Annotated in this window: 16 protein-coding genes and 1 tRNA gene; 12 read left to right on the top strand and 5 right to left on the bottom strand. The window is 70.6% G+C overall.

All coding sequences use genetic code 11. From position 1 onward, the window contains the following. The first annotated feature begins 18 nt into the window (after window positions 1–18). Window positions 19–1,539 (top strand): lipase maturation factor family protein, encoded by a 1,521-nt coding sequence (locus tag AB0K08_RS04490; protein ID WP_363352102.1) that lies wholly within the window; start codon window positions 19–21, stop codon window positions 1,537–1,539. 37 nt (window positions 1,540–1,576) lie between these two features. After that, window positions 1,577–1,650, top strand: a tRNA-Ile gene (locus AB0K08_RS04485). Here AB0K08_RS04485 and AB0K08_RS04480 read toward each other — a convergent pair. Further along, a complete protein-coding gene (locus AB0K08_RS04480; protein WP_363352100.1) occupies window positions 1,648–1,818 on the bottom strand; it encodes a hypothetical protein in 171 nt (56 codons plus the stop codon). The two genes, AB0K08_RS04485 and AB0K08_RS04480, sit on opposite strands and share 3 nt — an antisense overlap. 114 nt (window positions 1,819–1,932) lie before the next feature. Next, window positions 1,933–3,081, bottom strand: a complete 1,149-nt coding sequence (locus AB0K08_RS04475; protein WP_363352098.1) for an S-layer homology domain-containing protein — start codon at window positions 3,079–3,081, stop codon at window positions 1,933–1,935. Between the two features lie 297 nt (window positions 3,082–3,378). Between AB0K08_RS04475 and AB0K08_RS04470 the strand changes: the two genes are divergently transcribed. Further along, window positions 3,379–4,527 (top strand): glycosyltransferase, encoded by a 1,149-nt coding sequence (locus tag AB0K08_RS04470; RefSeq protein WP_363352565.1) that lies wholly within the window; start codon window positions 3,379–3,381, stop codon window positions 4,525–4,527. Here AB0K08_RS04470 and AB0K08_RS04465 read toward each other — a convergent pair. Then, window positions 4,423–5,118, bottom strand: a complete 696-nt coding sequence (locus AB0K08_RS04465) for a M23 family metallopeptidase (protein WP_363352096.1) — start codon at window positions 5,116–5,118, stop codon at window positions 4,423–4,425. The genes AB0K08_RS04470 and AB0K08_RS04465 overlap by 105 nt on opposite strands. 366 nt (window positions 5,119–5,484) lie before the next feature. On the opposite strand from AB0K08_RS04465, the gene rpsB reads away from it, so the two are divergent. The 6 genes from rpsB (at window position 5,485) to AB0K08_RS04435 (ending at window position 10,641) form a co-directional block, all read left to right on the top strand. Next, entirely contained in the window at window positions 5,485–6,438 is a 954-nt protein-coding gene (gene rpsB, locus AB0K08_RS04460; protein WP_363352094.1) for a 30S ribosomal protein S2, read from the top strand. 129 nt (window positions 6,439–6,567) lie between these two features. Then, window positions 6,568–7,404 carry a translation elongation factor Ts gene (tsf, locus tag AB0K08_RS04455; protein ID WP_363352092.1) on the top strand — a complete coding sequence of 279 codons (837 nt, stop codon included), beginning with the start codon at window positions 6,568–6,570 and terminating at the stop codon, window positions 7,402–7,404. A gap of 159 nt (window positions 7,405–7,563) precedes the next feature. Continuing rightward, entirely contained in the window at window positions 7,564–8,382 is an 819-nt protein-coding gene (gene pyrH, locus AB0K08_RS04450; RefSeq protein ID WP_363352090.1) for a UMP kinase, read from the top strand. A 51-nt stretch (window positions 8,383–8,433) separates the two neighbouring features. Beyond that, entirely contained in the window at window positions 8,434–8,991 is a 558-nt protein-coding gene (gene frr, locus AB0K08_RS04445; protein ID WP_363352088.1) for a ribosome recycling factor, read from the top strand. A 15-nt stretch (window positions 8,992–9,006) separates the two neighbouring features. Next, window positions 9,007–9,924, top strand: coding sequence for a phosphatidate cytidylyltransferase (locus AB0K08_RS04440; protein WP_363352086.1), 918 nt, complete (start codon window positions 9,007–9,009; stop codon window positions 9,922–9,924). Between the two features lie 99 nt (window positions 9,925–10,023). Further along, window positions 10,024–10,641, top strand: a complete 618-nt coding sequence (locus tag AB0K08_RS04435; protein ID WP_363352084.1) for a DivIVA domain-containing protein — start codon at window positions 10,024–10,026, stop codon at window positions 10,639–10,641. Between the two features lie 40 nt (window positions 10,642–10,681). Here AB0K08_RS04435 and AB0K08_RS04430 read toward each other — a convergent pair whose 3' ends face one another. After that, entirely contained in the window at window positions 10,682–11,155 is a 474-nt protein-coding gene (locus AB0K08_RS04430) for an Lrp/AsnC family transcriptional regulator (protein ID WP_363352082.1), read from the bottom strand. Between the two features lie 181 nt (window positions 11,156–11,336). Between AB0K08_RS04430 and pdhA the strand changes: the two genes are divergently transcribed. The 3 genes from pdhA to AB0K08_RS04415 are packed head-to-tail and all read left to right on the top strand — an operon-like array spanning window position 11,337 to window position 14,993. Then, window positions 11,337–12,479 carry a pyruvate dehydrogenase (acetyl-transferring) E1 component subunit alpha gene (gene pdhA / locus AB0K08_RS04425; RefSeq protein WP_363352564.1) on the top strand — a complete coding sequence of 381 codons (1,143 nt, stop codon included), beginning with the start codon at window positions 11,337–11,339 and terminating at the stop codon, window positions 12,477–12,479. 11 nt (window positions 12,480–12,490) lie between these two features. Beyond that, window positions 12,491–13,546: an alpha-ketoacid dehydrogenase subunit beta gene (locus AB0K08_RS04420; protein WP_363352563.1), complete on the top strand. Its 1,056-nt coding sequence runs from the start codon at window positions 12,491–12,493 to the stop codon at window positions 13,544–13,546. Between the two features lies 1 nt (window position 13,547). Then, the gene (locus AB0K08_RS04415; RefSeq protein ID WP_363352562.1) at window positions 13,548–14,993 is read left to right on the top strand and encodes a dihydrolipoamide acetyltransferase family protein; all 1,446 of its coding nucleotides are present in this window, start codon (window positions 13,548–13,550) and stop codon (window positions 14,991–14,993) included. Window positions 14,994–15,039: 46 nt separating this feature from the next. On the opposite strand, the gene AB0K08_RS04410 is transcribed toward AB0K08_RS04415, so the two are convergent. Next, entirely contained in the window at window positions 15,040–15,504 is a 465-nt protein-coding gene (locus tag AB0K08_RS04410; RefSeq protein ID WP_363352080.1) for a GNAT family N-acetyltransferase, read from the bottom strand. Window positions 15,505–15,520: the final 16 nt, after the last annotated feature.

Genomic DNA, 15,520 nt, shown 5'->3' with positions numbered 1-15,520 from the left:
AGGTCTAGGATCGGCGTTGTGGAGTGGTTCACCCAGGTCCTGCCGGAATGGCTGGCTGCGCCCGACGCGGAGTGGGCGCGGCAGGTCCTGCAACGCGGGGTCGCGGCCCTGTACCTCGTGGCATTCGTCTCCACCCTGAACCAGTTCCGTCCCCTGCTCGGGGAGCGGGGCCTGCTGCCGGCCACCGACCTGCTGGCGGCCGGACGTCAGCGCGGGCCCACGCTCTTCCGCCGCTGGGGCTACAGCGACGCCAAGCTGGTGGCGGTGGCCGCCCTCGGGATCGCGGTCGCGCTGCTGCTCGTGGTCGGCCTCCCGCAGGCCGGGCCGCCGTGGCTGCCCCTCGCGTTGTTCCTGGTCCTGTACGGCCTCTACCTCTCGGTGGTGAACCTGGGCCAGGTGTTCTACGGATTCGGCTGGGAGATGCTCCTGCTGGAGGCCGGATTCACGGTGGGCCTGCTCGGGTCGAACCAGGTGCCGCCGCCGGCGCCGGTGATTCTGCTGATCGCCTGGCTGGTGTTCCGTCTCGAGTTCGGGGCCGGGATGATCAAGATGCGGGGCGGCCGCGAATGGCGTGACCTCACCGCCTTGGACTACCACCACCAGACCCAGCCGATGCCGAACCCGTGGAGCCGGCAGGCGCATCTCAAACCGCACTGGTGGCACCGCTGCGAGGTCCTCGGCAACCACGTGGCCCAGCTCGGGGTGCCCTTCCTGCTCTTCCTGCCCCAGCCCGTGGCCTCGATCGGGGCCGCGGTGATCATCCTCACCCAGGGCTGGCTCGTGGCGACCGGGAACTTCGCGTGGCTGAACTGGGCCACCATCGTCCTTGCGGCCGGATCGCTGGGGGACACGGCGCTGCACACACTGGTGCCTGCCGTGCCGGTGGACCTGGGAGCGGCCGAACTGGTGGCAGACCCCGGCGGGATCCCGGCCTACTGGACCGTGATCGTGCTGGCCGGAACCCTGGCGGTGGTGGTGGCCAGCATCCCGGCGCTGCGGAACCTGTTCTCGCCGCGGCAGCTGATGAACGCCTCGTTCAACCGCTGGCAGGTGGGCAACGCCTACGGGGCCTTCGGCTCCGTGACCAAGGAGCGGATCGAGGTCGTCATCGAGGGTACCGAGGATCCTCCGGCGGGCTCCGGCACCGGCGCCGGCATGGAGGCCGGGGCCCCAGGACCGCCACCCGGAGACGACGCCGCGTGGCACGCCTACGAGTTCAAGGGCAAGCCCGGCGACGTCCGTCGGCGTCCACGCCAGTTCGCGCCGTATCACCTGCGGCTGGACTGGATGATGTGGTTCCTGCCGCTCAGCGGCATCCATCAGCGCTGGTTCTACGCCCTGCTCGCCCGGCTGCTGGCGGCGGACCCGGCCGTGCTGAGACTGCTGCGCCGCGACCCCTTCGAGGGGCGCCCACCCCGGTTCATCCGGGTGCGGACCTTCCGGTACCGGTTCGCCACGCGCGCCGAGCGCCGGGCCACCGGTCAGTACTGGATCCGCTCTGCCGGCCGCGTCGTCATCGAGCCCGTGGCCGCGCGTTAGGATGGTCACTCGTGCGCCCGGTCTCGCCGGGCGCCGCGGGGCGTTAGCTCAGTTGGTCAGAGCACAGGACTCATAATCCTTTGGTCGCGGGTTCAAGTCCCGCACGCCCTACTTCTTGACGTTGAGCTGGGGACCGCCGGTGAAGGTGCCCTGCACGAGGGCGTAGGCCTCGGCGAGCAGGCGGGTCGTCTTCGGGCTGTCCTCGGCCTGGACCTGCTCGGTGATCTTCTGCAGCAGGGCGGTGGCCGCCTCGTTCCGGGCTTCGGTGAACTCAGACATGCGTGGTGCTCCATTCTGTGGTCGTCCGGTCGGTGAGCCGACTGGATCTCTTCAATCCACCGTAACAACACGAGAGCTCGGCCCCGGCCCACCGGCCGTGCTCGTCAGTGACGCTCAGCTGTATCGACCGGCCACGGAGAGCATGTTGTAGGGGGCGTAGTTGATGCTGGTGACGGACACGCCCTCCTTCGGGTTGCGGGCATGGGCGATCTGGCCGTTCCCCACGTAGATGGCGATGTGGTAGACGGACCCGCCGCTGGACCAGTACACGAGGTCACCCACCTGCACCTGGGATAGGGGGACGTAGGAGTCCGCGGCCTTGTACTGATCGGCGGCCCGACGCGGCAGGCCGCCCTTGCCACCGGCGGCGAACGCCCCGATGATGAATCCGGAGCAGTCGTAGCCGTTCGGGCCGTTGCCGCCGTACTGGTAGTACGAGCTGGAGCTCTGGGCCTTGGCCACGGCCCAGGTGGCGGCCTTCGCCTTCCACGCGGCGGTGGATCCCGTATTGCCGGCCCCGTGCGGCAGGGGATTGAGCGCCGGTGTGGTGACATTCCCCCGGCCGATGAGGTGCCGGTTGGCGTTCTGGAGCATGATGGCGGTCTCGCCGCGGGTGATCATCTGTTCAGGCCTGAACGTCTTGTCGGCGTATCCTTTCGCGATCCCCGCAGTCCTGAGCCAGCTGGCCTCTTGGTAGAACTGCGTGGACCAGCCCATGTCCTTGAACGCCGAGACCTGTGGGCGTTTCGCGGTGGCCCCGGCCAGGCGGTAGATGTACGCGGCCAACTCCCCGCGGGTGACCGGGTCGTTCGGCCGGAAGGTGGGAGCGTCGCGATTCGCGAACCCGCCCTGTGCCATCCAGGCGACGGGGGTGGAGTAGAAGCGCTGCGTGGCGGGGACGTCCGTGAAGTACACCGCGCCGTTCTTCGGATGGTTCGGGGTCGTCTGCCGGTAGAGGAAAGTGGCCACTTCGCCGCGGGTCACCGGCTTGCCCACCCCGAACGAGCCGTCCGCGTAGCCCTGGGTGATCCCGTTGCAGGACATCCAGGTCACGGCCGGATAGTAGTTCCTCTTCGTCCGCGGGACATCCGTGAAGTTCGAGGAGGAGCACTGGGCCGCGTCGGCGGCCGGGGCGGTGGCAACGTGGGCGCCCAGTCCCGCCGTCGCCACACCGGCGGCGAGCGTTCCGGCGGCCAGCGCGGCGACCAGGCGATGACGGAGGGTGCGGTGTGGCCGGGGGCGGCGGCGTGCGGATGAAGACACAGTGATCCCCTTCAAGGATGCGATCGCGAGCAGGACGGAGCCCACGCCGGACAATCCGAGTCCAGGGGAAGACGCGCGGAGACGGTGGCGAGGCACGGGTGGAACATGTGTTGTGTGTCCGGGTGAATCGCAACCGTGATCGAGAATATCGCACCGTTATAGAAACGTCACCTTGAGGTGCGGTGCTCGGGATGAGACCGGTGCCGCAATGGTTTGCGGCCGCCCCACGGCGGCCCGCCCGCATCTGCCCGGTACCGTGGAACCGTGCCCACCGCCGAGAATCCCCTGCGCCTGTTCATGGACGCCCGCTACACCCGGACCGACTTCCATGACGGGATCTCCCGCTACGGCTCAAGCCTGATCGCGGCCGTCGCCCGGCTGTCCCCGGGGGTCGAGGTCACCATGGTCATCTCGGACGAGGCGCAGCTGGCGCTGCTGCCGCCCGGGCTGCCGTGGGTGAAGGTCACGGACCCGACGTCCCCGGCGGAGCCGCTGCTCGCCCGCCAGCTGAACCCGCACCGGCCGGACGTGGTCTTCTCACCCATGCAGACCATGGGCTCCGCCGGCCGGGACTACGCGCTGATCCTCACCCTGCATGACCTGATCTACTACCAGCACCGCACCCCGCCGCGGGACCTGCCCGCCCCGGTCCGGCTGCTGTGGCGGGCCTTCCACCTCGCCTACTGGCCTCAGCGCCTGGTGCTGGACCGGGCCGACGCGGTCGCCACCGTCTCGGAGACGACCCGGACGCTGATGCGCCGCCACCGTCTGACGAGCCGCGAGATCCGGATCATCAGCAACGCCCCCCAGGCGGTCGCCGCGCCCCGCGACCCCGCGCTGACCCCCGAGAAGAGCCTCGTCTACATGGGCTCCTTCATGGATTACAAGAACGTCGAGACGCTCGTCCGGGCCATGGCCCACCTGCCCGGCTATCGGCTGCACCTGCTGTCCCGGATCACCGCGGACCGTGAGGCCGAACTCGTCGCCGCCGGCCAGGCCGCCGGGGCTCCGGAGGGCGCGGTGGTCTTCCACCACGGCACCACGGACGCCGACTACACCGCCCTGCTGCGCACGGCCACCGCGCTGGTCACCCTGTCCCGTGCCGAGGGCTATGGCCTGCCGTTGGCCGAGGCCATGGCCCACGGCACCCCGGTGGTGGTCTCGGACCTGGAGATCTTCCGTGAGATCGGAGGGCTCGACGGCGGCGCGGCCCGGTATGTGCCCCTCGGGCCCCAGCCGGTGGCTCCGGGAGCGGCTCCCAGCGGGAGTGACGCGGCCGCCGCCGTGGCCTCCCGCGTGCTCGAGCTGGAAGCGCCCGGCGCCTTCGCCGCGGCGTCCCGGTCAGCGGTGGACCGCGCGGCCGCCTTCAGCTGGGACGACTCGGCGCGGGCCCTCGTCCACCTGGCCGGTGCCCTGGCCGAGAGGCGCTCCCGGGCCCGCGGCTGAGCCGCGGGCGTCGCCCGGCGGGCCGCCCTCGAGGGGCCACAGTACGGACGGCCCGGACCACCCCAGCAGCACGAGCGGGTCGAGGTAGCGGTCCCAGGAGGAGCCGTCCACCACCCACCCGTCCGGGATCCGCACACCCCAGTGCACGCACCGTTGCGGGCAGTGCGGTGTCACCCCTGGCCCCGCGGGCACGGTGCCGAGCACCTCGCCGGCACCCACCCGGTCGCCGACGGCCAGGCCCTCGGCGGCGGACACCGGCTCCAGGGACGAGAACAGGTCGTCCGGATGGGCCAGCGTGATGACCGGACGTCCCGCCACGTTCCCGGTGAAGTGCACCGTCCCGGCCGCCGGGGCCACCACCTTCCCGTCCGGGGCGGCCCAGTCCGTCCCGCGATGCCCCGCGGCCCAGGGGCGCGCCGGAGGATCGAAGCCGCGCAGGAGGCCTGCAGCCGCCGGCGGCGACCACGTGCCGTTGCCCGCGGCCGCGGCGAAAGCCGCCGGCGCCGCAGGGGGCGGCGGGGCCGTGCCGCCGGCTGAGAGCGCGAGCAGGAGGGCGAAGCCGAGCAGCCGGGGCCAGGACCAAGGTGACATGCCCACCATCCTGCGGGGCCGGCGTCGTGCGCGGGGCCCGGCTGGTTCCCGCTGTGGAGGGGAGGGGCCGCACCGGCACCTGTGGAGCAGTCCGCCGGTTCGGAGCAGGGGCAACGCTGGGGTAAGATTGACCCAGCAGTTGTGTGCCCGGGCCTCCAGCCGAGCGTCCGTGGTGCATCGCTGACTACGCGTATGACTGATGCCGACCTGTTCCAGGTACGGCAGGTCCCCACCATCGGTCTCGACATCGCCCCTCCGCGGGCGTGGTCGGGTCAGCGTCGGGGGCGCCGGGTTCGCCCGCAGGCCATGCCAGGGACCGGACCACCACGGGCCGGTCGACAACCGACAACCTCTACAAGGAGCGACATGCCTGTCGTCACCATGCGCCAGCTGCTGGACTCCGGCGTCCACTTCGGACACCAGACCCGCCGTTGGAACCCCAAGATGAAGCGCTTCATCTTCACCGAGCGCAACGGCATCTACATCATCGACCTGCAGCAGTCTCTGTCCTACATCGACCGGGCCTTCGAGTTCGTCAAGGAGACGGTGGCCCACGGCGGCACCATCCTCTTCGTCGGCACCAAGAAGCAGGGTCAGGAAGCCATCGCCGAGCAGGCCACCCGCGTGGGCATGCCCTACGTCAACCACCGTTGGCTCGGCGGCATGCTGACCAACTTCGCGACCGTCTCCAAGCGCGTGCAGCGCATGAAGGAGCTCGAGGAGATCGACTTCGAGGACGTCGCCGGCTCCGGCCACACCAAGAAGGAGCTGCTCCTGCTTCAGCGCGAGCTGACCAAGCTGCAGTCGAACCTCGGTGGCATCCGCAACATGACCCGGACCCCCTCCGCCGTCTGGATCGTGGACACCAAGAAGGAGCACCTCGCCGTGGACGAGGCCCAGAAGTTGGGCATCCCCGTGGTCGCCATCCTCGACACCAACTGCGATCCGGACGAGGTCACCTACCCGATCCCGGGCAACGACGACGCCATCCGGTCCGTCAACCTGCTCACCCGCGTGGTGGCCGACGCCGTGGCCGAGGGCCTGATCGCCCGCAACCAGGGCAAGTCCGGCTCCGCCGCCGCTGAGGAGCCCATGGCCGAGTGGGAGCGCGAGCTCCTCGAGCAGCACCAGGCCGCCCAGGCCGCTGGGGCCCCGGCAGCAGAGGCCGCCGCCGACCAGTCTGCTCCGGCCACCGGCGCGGCTGCCGAGCAGGACGTCGAGGCAGCGGGCGCCGTGCCCTCCGCCACCGATGCGACCGAGGTCGCAAAGGCCGCCGAGGGAACTGAAGCCCCGGCAGCAGAGGCCCCCGAGGCCAAGTGATCCATCACCGGCCGGCCCCACACGGGGCCGGCCGGTGTCTGCCCGGGCCTGGGTCCGGGCGCCAGAACCACCAACTACCACAACACCACTTCGGGACAACCCCGCTACAGGTAAGGATGGGTACCACGCATGGCGAACTACACCGCTGCTGACATCAAGGCCCTGCGCGAGCGCACCGGCGCCGGGATGATGGACGTCAAGAAGGCCCTGGACGAGGCCGACGGCGACTCCGAGAAGGCCATTGAGATCATCCGCGTGAAGGGCCTCAAGGGCGCGACCAAGCGCGAGGGCCGTGCGGCCGTCGAGGGCCTGGTCGCCGCCACCGTCTCCGGCACCGTCGGCGTCATGGTCGAGGTCAACTGCGAGACCGACTTCGTGGCCAAGAACGAGAAGTTCATCGAGCTGGGCAATGTCGTCCTCGGCCAGGCCGTGTCCACCGGCGCCGCCGACCTCGAGGCCCTGCTGGCCTCCGAGTACAACGGCCGCACCCTGGGCGAGCACGTCATCGACGAGGGCGCTGTGCTCGGCGAGAAGGTCGTTGTGCGCCGCATCGCCCGCGTGGAGGGCTCCTTCGTGGACGCCTACCTGCACAAGACCTCCAAGGATCTGCCGGCCCAGGTGGGCGTGCTGATGGCCGTGGACGCCGAGTCCGAGGCCGCGAAGACCGCGGCCCACGACGTCGCCGTGCACACCGCCGCCTTCGCCCCGACCTACCTGTCCCGCGAGGACGTGCCGGCGGAGACCGTCGAGAACGAACGTCGCATCGCCGACGAGACGGCCCGCGCCGAGGGCAAGCCGGAGCAGGCCATGGCCAAGATCGTGGAAGGCCGCCTGACCGGGTTCTTCAAGGAGATCGTGCTCGTGGACCAGCCCTTCGCCAAGGACCCGAAGCAGTCCGTGGGCAAGGTGCTGTCCGAGGCCGGCACCGCCGTCACCGGCTTCGCCCGCTTCCGCGTCGGCAACTGATCCACCGAACGGCGGGCCCCTCGCCCGCACGGTAGGATCGGACCGACCGCGTAGCGGAAGAACCTGGAAGGGGGTGGTCATCCACACTGGATGGCCACCCCCTTTGTTCTGCCCGCGCCACCCCAACCACGAGATCAGCCAAGCCCAGGAGGCCAGCCCATGGAGAGCCCTGAGAAGCGCACCAGCCCGGACATCCGCGATGCCACGTCCTTCAGTGAATCGCGGGACCTGCAGCGCGCCCAGGCGGGGGACACCCACGGTGACACCGGCCGGACCGAGAAGCGCCGTGTCCTGCTCAAGCTCTCCGGGGAGGTCTTCGGTGGCGGCAAGGTCGGCGTGGACCCCTCGACCGTCCGCGGTATGGCCGAGCAGATCGCGGACGCCCGGGGCGCCGTGGAGATCGCCATCGTGGTCGGCGGCGGCAACTTCTTCCGCGGGGCCGAGCTCTCCGAGAACGGCATGGACCGGCGGCGGGCCGACTACATGGGCATGCTCGGCACGGTGATGAACTGCCTGGCCCTGCAGGACTTCCTGGAGCAGGCCGGGGTGTCCACCCGCGTGCAGTCGGCCATCCACATGGAGCAGGTGGCGGAGCCCTACATCCCGCTGCGGGCCATCCGGCACATGCAGAAGGGGCGCGTGGTGATCTTCGGGGCCGGCACCGGCCTGCCGTACTTCTCCACGGACACCGTGGCCGCCCAGCGTGCCCTGGAGATCGGCGCCGACGAGGTCCTGATGGCCAAGTCCGGCGTGGACGGTGTCTACACCGCGGATCCGAAGAAGGATCCCTCGGCCCAGAAGTACGAGCGCCTGACCTATGACGAGGCGCTGCTCAACAACATCCGGGTCATGGACCAGACGGCCATGACCATGTGCAAGGACAACGGGCTGTCCATGATGGTGTTCGGCATGGAGGGACAGGGCAACGTCACCCGGGCGCTGTTGGGTGACCGGATCGGGACCACCGTCACCGTCTGAGACGCCGGTGTCCTAGGATTGATGACAAAACCACAGACCCCAGGAGAGAACGTGACGCAGGAAACGCTTCAGGCCGCCACCGAGCAGATGGCAAAGACCATCGAAGCTACCCGTGAGGACTTCGCCTCGGTCCGAACCGGCCGGGCCCACCCGGGGCTCTACTCCAAGGTCATGGTGGACTACTACGGCTCCTTCACCCCGCTGCAGCAGCTGGCCTCCTTCACCACCACGGACGCCCGTACCCTGCTCATCACGCCCTTCGACACCACGGCGCTGCGCAACATCGAGAAGGCCCTGTCCGACTCCGAGGTCGGGGCCAACCCGTCCAATGACGGCAAGGTCATCCGCGTGGTCATCCCCGAGCTGACGGAAGAGCGCCGCAGGGAGTACGTCAAGCTCATCAAGACCAAGGCCGAGGACCACAAGGTCTCGCTGCGCAACACGCGCCGCAAGGCCAAGGAGACCCTGGACAAGATGGTCAAGGACGGGGACATCGGCGAGGACGACGGCAGCCGCGCCGAGAAGGAACTCGACGCCACGACCCGCAAGTACACCGACGAGATCGATGAGATGTCCAAGCGCAAGGAAGCGGAACTCCTCGAAGTCTGAGTGACCCGTCCTGCCATGACCGATTCCCCCGCCCCGGCCACCCCGCGGCCGGACCTGCCACCGGTTGAGCCGGGGCCGCCGATGACCCGGCGTCAGCGGCGGGAGTCCGAGCAGGCCTCGGCCCGGAAGGCGAAGGCCGGCCGCAACCTGCCGGCCGCCATCACCGTCGGCCTGCTGTTGCTCGGTGGCGCCCTGGTCGGCCTGATCTGGTGGCCCGTGGTGCTGGCGATCCTGGTCATCGCCCTGCTGCTGCTGGGCGTGACCGAGACCTCCCGGGCGATCTCCGGCCGCGGCCTCGAGATCCCCCGGGTCCCCCTCTGGGTCGGGGCGATCGCCATGCCCCTCGGCGCCTTCGCCGGGGGCGTGGAGGCCCTGGTGCTGGCCCTGCTGGGTACCTTGCTGTTGATCCTGGTGTGGGCCGCCGTGGAGGACCTGCCGGCGCGCGGGGAGTCCGTGATGGCCTCGGGCTTCATCGTCCTGTGGGTCCCGTTCCTGCTGTCCTTCGCGATCGCGCTGCTGGGGCAGGACCAGGGCAACCTGATGGTGGCCTGCATGCTGCTCATGGTGGTCTCCAATGACACCTTCGGCTACATCGTCGGCGCCAGCCTCGGCAAGCACCCGATGGCCCCGAAGATCAGCCCCAAGAAGTCCTGGGAGGGCTTTGCGGGCTCGGTGGCCGGCTCGGTGGTGGTGGGCACGCTCGCCGTCCTCCTGCTCCTGGACCACCCGTGGTGGGTGGGCAGCCTACTGGGGCTGCTGACCGTCGCCTCCGCCACGGCCGGGGACTTCGCCGAATCCATGATCAAGCGCGAGCTGAACATCAAGGACATGGGCTCCATGCTGCCCGGCCACGGCGGCGCCATGGACCGGCTGGACTCACTGGTGTTCTCCGCCCCCGTGGCCTACATGGTCTTCGCCCTGCCGTTTGTCTGAGACGCGCCCGGCACGCTCGCCCGCCCTCACGGGCACCGCCGGTCACGCTGGCTACGATGGACACGGTGGCGGACCCCCTATCCTCAAGGAGCCTTCTCGATGGACCACGGCACGCGGCAGGATTCCGGCGGACTCCAGCGGCAGGTGATGGACTCGGCCCAGCGCCAGCCCTTCGACCTGGCGGAGCGCGGAACCCACGGCTATCACCGCAAGCAGGTGGACCAGTTCATGGCCCGCGCCCGGGTGGCATACGAGGGCGGCGGGGGCCTGCGGGCCGCGGATATCCGCCACCTCTCATTCGACGCCGTCAAGGGTGGCTACCGGGCCGATCAGGTCGACGACGTGCTGGACCGGCTGGAGGACGCCCTGGCCCGGTCCGAGCGTGAGCGCCGGATCGAGGCGGAGGGGGAGGACGCCTGGCAGGCCCGGGTTCAGGCCTCCGTCGACGTGTTGCGGGGCCGGCTGGACCGCCCGGACGGGGAGCGCTTCCGCCGCCCGGCACGGGGCCGGGACGCCAGCTACGACCGGGCCGAGGTGGACGCCCTCTGCCACCGGCTGTCCGCCCGCTTCGACCGGCGACCGGGGGAGCGGGGGCTGGCTGCCGACGACCTGCGCCGCGCGGTCTTCGCGCCCGGCGCCGGGACCGACGGCTATGACGAGGCCCAGGTGGACGCCTACCTGGACGCCGCCATCGACGTCCTGACCGTCCTGGACTGAACGGGTCGGTCCCCGGGCCCGCATCGGCCCCGCACCTCGCTCACCCCTGTTCCAGCAGCGAGTTCACGAGCGGCACCGCCCGCCAGGGCACGAGCTCGGTCATGGCCAGGGAGGTGTCCGCCCGGTCCACCCCCTCGATCCGCAGGATCCGTGAGTGGATCCTGAACAGGTCCTCCGCGTGGCGCGCCGCCACCCGGGCGAGGACGTCCGCCGAGCCGGTGAGGCCATGGGCCTGGACGACCTCCGGGATCCCCTTCAGCGCCTCGGTGATCTCGGTGAGCTGCTGCTGATGGACGTGGATCTGCACGAACGCGGTCAGCGGATGCCCCAGCGCGTCCAGGCTGATGCGCCGCTCGAACGGCAGGAACACCCCCTCCTCGGTGAGCCGCGCCAACCGCGCCTGGACCGTGTTGCGGGAGACGGACAGCGCCTGGGCCAGCGCCACCGTGGTGGCGTCCGGCGCCCTGGACAGCTCTGCGAGGATTCTGAGGTCGGTGGTGTCCAGGGTGCGCATGATGCTCACATTCGCTCGGCAGGTCTGGGGCAAATCCGCGCAGAGTGCTCAACGCGTACAGGATATCTTGTGCAGATCCTACCGCAGTGACTATTCTCACACTATCGAGCGGTCGCCACCGATGACCGCATCCGCTGTGGCGCAGCACCCACCCGGTGCGGGCCAGATCGAGGAGGTCGTCATGGGATCCACCAGCCTGATTCCCCCATCCACCGGTATGCACCACATCCCCGAGCCGGACCTGTTGCAGGTCCTCTCCCCGGAGGGGCAGCGCCGCGCGGACCCTGATCTCGATCCCTGGCTCACGGACGTCACGCCCCAGATGCTGACCTCCCTGCACCGGGACATGACGGTCATCCGCCGGATCGACACCGAGTGCACCCACCTCCAGCGCCAGGGAGAGCTCGCGCTGTGGCCCCCGCTGTTGGGGCAGGAGGCGGCCCAGGTCGGTTCCGCCCTGGCCATGCAGGACGAGGACTACGTCTTCCCGTCCTACCGGGAGAACGGCGTCGCCTATCTGCGCGGCATCGATCCCCTGGGGCTGGTGCGCCTGTGGCGCGGGTCCACCTATGCCGGCTGGAATCCCTCGGACCACAACGTGGCCGCCCAGCAGATCATCATCGGCGCGCAGGCGCTGCACGCCGTCGGCTATGCCATGGGGATCACCCGGGACGGCTCCGACGCGGCGGCCATCGGCTACTTCGGCGACGGCGCCACGAGCCAGGGCGACGTCAACGAGGCCATGGTCTTCGCCGCCAGCTTCCACGCCCCGGTGGTGTTCTTCTGCCAGAACAACCAGTGGGCCATCTCCGAGCCCGTGGGCCTGCAGGCCAAGCGCCACATCGCCGACCGCCCCTGGGGCTTCGGCATCCCGGCCATGCGGGTGGACGGCAATGACGTCCTCGCCGTGATGGCCGCCACCCGGCGGGCGCTCGAGCGGGCCCGCAACGGCGGCGGACCCACCTTCATCGAGGCCGTCACCTACCGGATGGGCCCCCACACCACGGCGGACGACCCCACCCGTTACAGGGACGCGGCCGAGGTGGAGCAGTGGCGTGCCAAGGACCCCATCGACCGCCTGGAGAAGCACCTCGAACAGCTGGGGGAGGACCTCGAGGCGGTCCGGTCCGCCGCCGCCAGCGAGGCCGATGCCATGGCCGCCGAGCTGCGGGCCGGCGTCGCGGCCCTGCAGGAGCCGGGGCCGGACGAGCTATTCGACCGGGTGTACGCGGAGCCGCATCACGAGCTGGAGCGCCAGCGGGAGCACTACCGCCTCTACCTCGAGCAGTTCGACGGCCCGCAGCTGACGGCGGGTGCGCTGTGAGCGCCGAGACCATGACCTTCGGCAAGGCCATCAACGCCGGCCTGCGCTCCGCCCTGGCGGAGGATCCCCAGGTGCTGCTGATGGGTGAGGACATCGGCCAGCTCGGCGGCGTCTTCCGGATCACGGACGGACTGCAGGACGAGTTCGGCGTGGACCGGGTGGTGGACACGCCCCTGGCCGAGTCCGGCATCATGGGCACCGCGGTCGGCCTGGCCTACCGGGGCTACCGGCCCGTGGTGGAGATCCAGTTCGACGGCTTCGTCTACCCGTCCTTCGACCAGATCGTCTCCCAGGTGGCCAAGATGCACCACCGCACCCGGGGCGCCGTGACGATGCCGCTGACCATCCGCATCCCCTTCGGTGGAGGCATCGGCTCGCCGGAGCACCACTCCGAGTCGCCCGAGGCCTACTTCGCCCACACCGCCGGGCTGCGCGTGGTGTCCCCCTCCACGCCGCAGGAGGGCTTCGACCTCATCCGGGCGGCGATCGCCAGCACCGACCCGGTGGTCTACCTCGAGCCGAAGCGCCGTTATCACGACAAGGCGCCGGTGGACCTCGACGCGCCGCTGCGCCCCATGGGACCGGCCGCAGTGGCCGCGGTGGGCACGGACGTCACGCTCGTGGCCTACGGCCCCCTCGTCAAGACGTGCCTGCAGGCCGCCGAGGCCGCCGCCGCGGACGGGACCTCGATCGAGGTGATCGACCTGCGCTCCCTGGCGCCGATCGACTTCGGGTTGATCGAGGCCTCGGTCCGTCGTACCGGGCGGCTGGTGATCGCCCACGAGGCCTCCCGCTCCGGCGGGCTGGGCGCGGAGATCGCCGCCACCGTGACGGAGCGCTGCTTCCACTGGCTGGAGCATCCGCCGGTGCGCGTGACCGGATTCGACATCCCCTACCCGCCGGCCAAGCTCGAGCACCACCACGTGCCGGACCTGGACCGCATCCTCGACGGCGTGGACCGGGCCCTGGAGCGGCCGAACTCGCTCGACTCGCTGGACCCCTTCGCCGCACCGCGGCCACTCGGCGCCCTGACCGAGCAACTGTCCGAGAAGGCCGGAGGTGCCTGAGATGCTCAAGATCTTCAACCTGCCCGACCTGGGCGAGGGCCTGACCGAGTCCGAGCTACTGACCTGGAAGGTCGGCGTGGGGGACACCGTCAAGGTCAATGACGTGCTGGCCGAGGTGGAGACCGCCAAGGCCGTGGTGGAGCTCTCCTCCCCGTATGAGGGGACCATCGCCGCACTCCACGGCGAGGCCGGGACCGTGGTCCAGGTCGGTGCGCCGATCATCTCCTTCAACCTGGCCGGTGACGAACCCGGTGACGAGCCCGGCACCGCCCCGGAGGCCTCCGCCGCCCAGAACACCGGGCCCGACGCCGGCTCGGCGAGCCTGCCGGACGGTCGCGTGCCGACGCTGGTCGGCTACGGCGCGGCCGTGGAGGGTGCCGGCCGCCCGGCCCGGCGCACCCGGGTGGGGCGCCCGGCCGCTCCACATCCCGTGCCCGCAGGCCCTCCCGCGGGAGCGCCGGTGTCGGCTGCCGCCGGGTCAGCCGGGTCTGCCGGGTCCGCCAGTCCCGCAGGCACCGCCACGCTCACCGCCGAGCGGCCCCGTTCCACGCCGCCGGTCCGCCGGCTCGCCAAGGACCTCGGGGTCGACCTGGCCCGGCTCGACGGCAGCGGCAGCGGGGGCGTGGTGACCCGCGAGGATGTCCGGCAGGCAGCGGAAGGCGCCCGGCCGGCGTCGGACACTCCGTTGGAGGCCGCGCCGTTGGAGGCCGCGCCGGATCGCGGGGTCCGCACCCTCGGGGGGCGCCCGCGCACCCAGGAGGAACCCATCCGCTCGGTGCGCAAGGCGACGGCCGCGGCCATGACGGCCAGCGCCTTCACCGCGCCGCATGTCACGGAGTTCCTGACCGTGGACGTGACCGAGTCCATGGACCTGCTGGAGGAGTTGAGGCGGCACCGGGACTTCCGCGACCTCAAGCTGACCCCCCTGACCCTGGTGGCCCGTGCGGCGTGCCTGGCGATGGAGCGCACCGGGGAGCTCAACTCCCGGTGGGACGGGGACGGCGGGCGGATCGTGCGGCAGAACTACGTGAACCTGGGCATCGCGGCCGCCACGCCGCGGGGGCTCATGGTGCCCAACATCCCCGATGCGCAGGCCCTGGACCTGAGGGGGTTGGCGGACCGGCTGGCCGAGCTGACGGCCGTGGCACGGGAGGGTGCCCTGAAGCCCGCCCAGCTGACCGGGGGGACGTTCACTCTGACCAACGTGGGGGTCTTCGGGGTGGATGCCGGGACGCCGATCATCAACCCCGGGGAGGCCGGGATCCTCGCGATCGGGCAGGTCCGGCGGACCCCGTGGGAGCACCGCGGGGAGATCGCCCTGCGCCAGGTGATGACCCTGTCCCTGTCCTTCGACCACCGGCTGGTGGACGGCGAGCAGGGCTCGCGGTTCCTGGCGGACGTGGGCGCCGTGCTGAACCGGCCGGGGATGGCGCTGGCCCTGTTCTAGGCGGTGCCGGCCGATCCCGGCCGATCCGAGCCGATCCCAGCAGGTGCTAGCCGAGCTGCATGACCAGCTCGGTGACCACCTCGGAGCGGGCGTTGGAGAAGGACTTGTCCTCGCCAACCACGGAGAAGCCGCGGCGGGTCAGGATCTTCTGCGAGCCGATGTTGTCCGCCGGGACGAGTGCACGCAGGGGACGTTCGGTGAAGGACGTCAACAGCGCGTCCACGGCGGAGGTGGTGATGCCCTGCCCCCAGTAGTCGCGGGACGTCCAGAAGGAGAGCTCAGGTTCGGTGCCGATGCCGGAGACCACCACGGCTCCGGCGACCTTCCCGTCCTGCTCGATGGTCCGCACCCGGGTGGCGGGGTCGTCCAGCAGCAGCGACCAGTGGTAGTCGAAGACACCGCGATCCTGGGGGTTGCGCGGGGCGAAGGCGGCCATCAGGTTGGCCTCGGGGTCCTGCTGGTGCTCAAAGAAGTAGTCCAGGTCCTCGGACCGGACTTCACGAAGTTGCACGGAAATGGTGACCTCC

The organism is Citricoccus sp. NPDC055426 (assembly GCF_040677445.1).
Taxonomy (GTDB): Bacteria; Actinomycetota; Actinomycetes; order Actinomycetales; family Micrococcaceae; genus Citricoccus.
The sequence above is the reverse complement of the archived record's forward strand: the minus strand, read 5'-3'. Positions and strand labels throughout refer to the sequence as shown.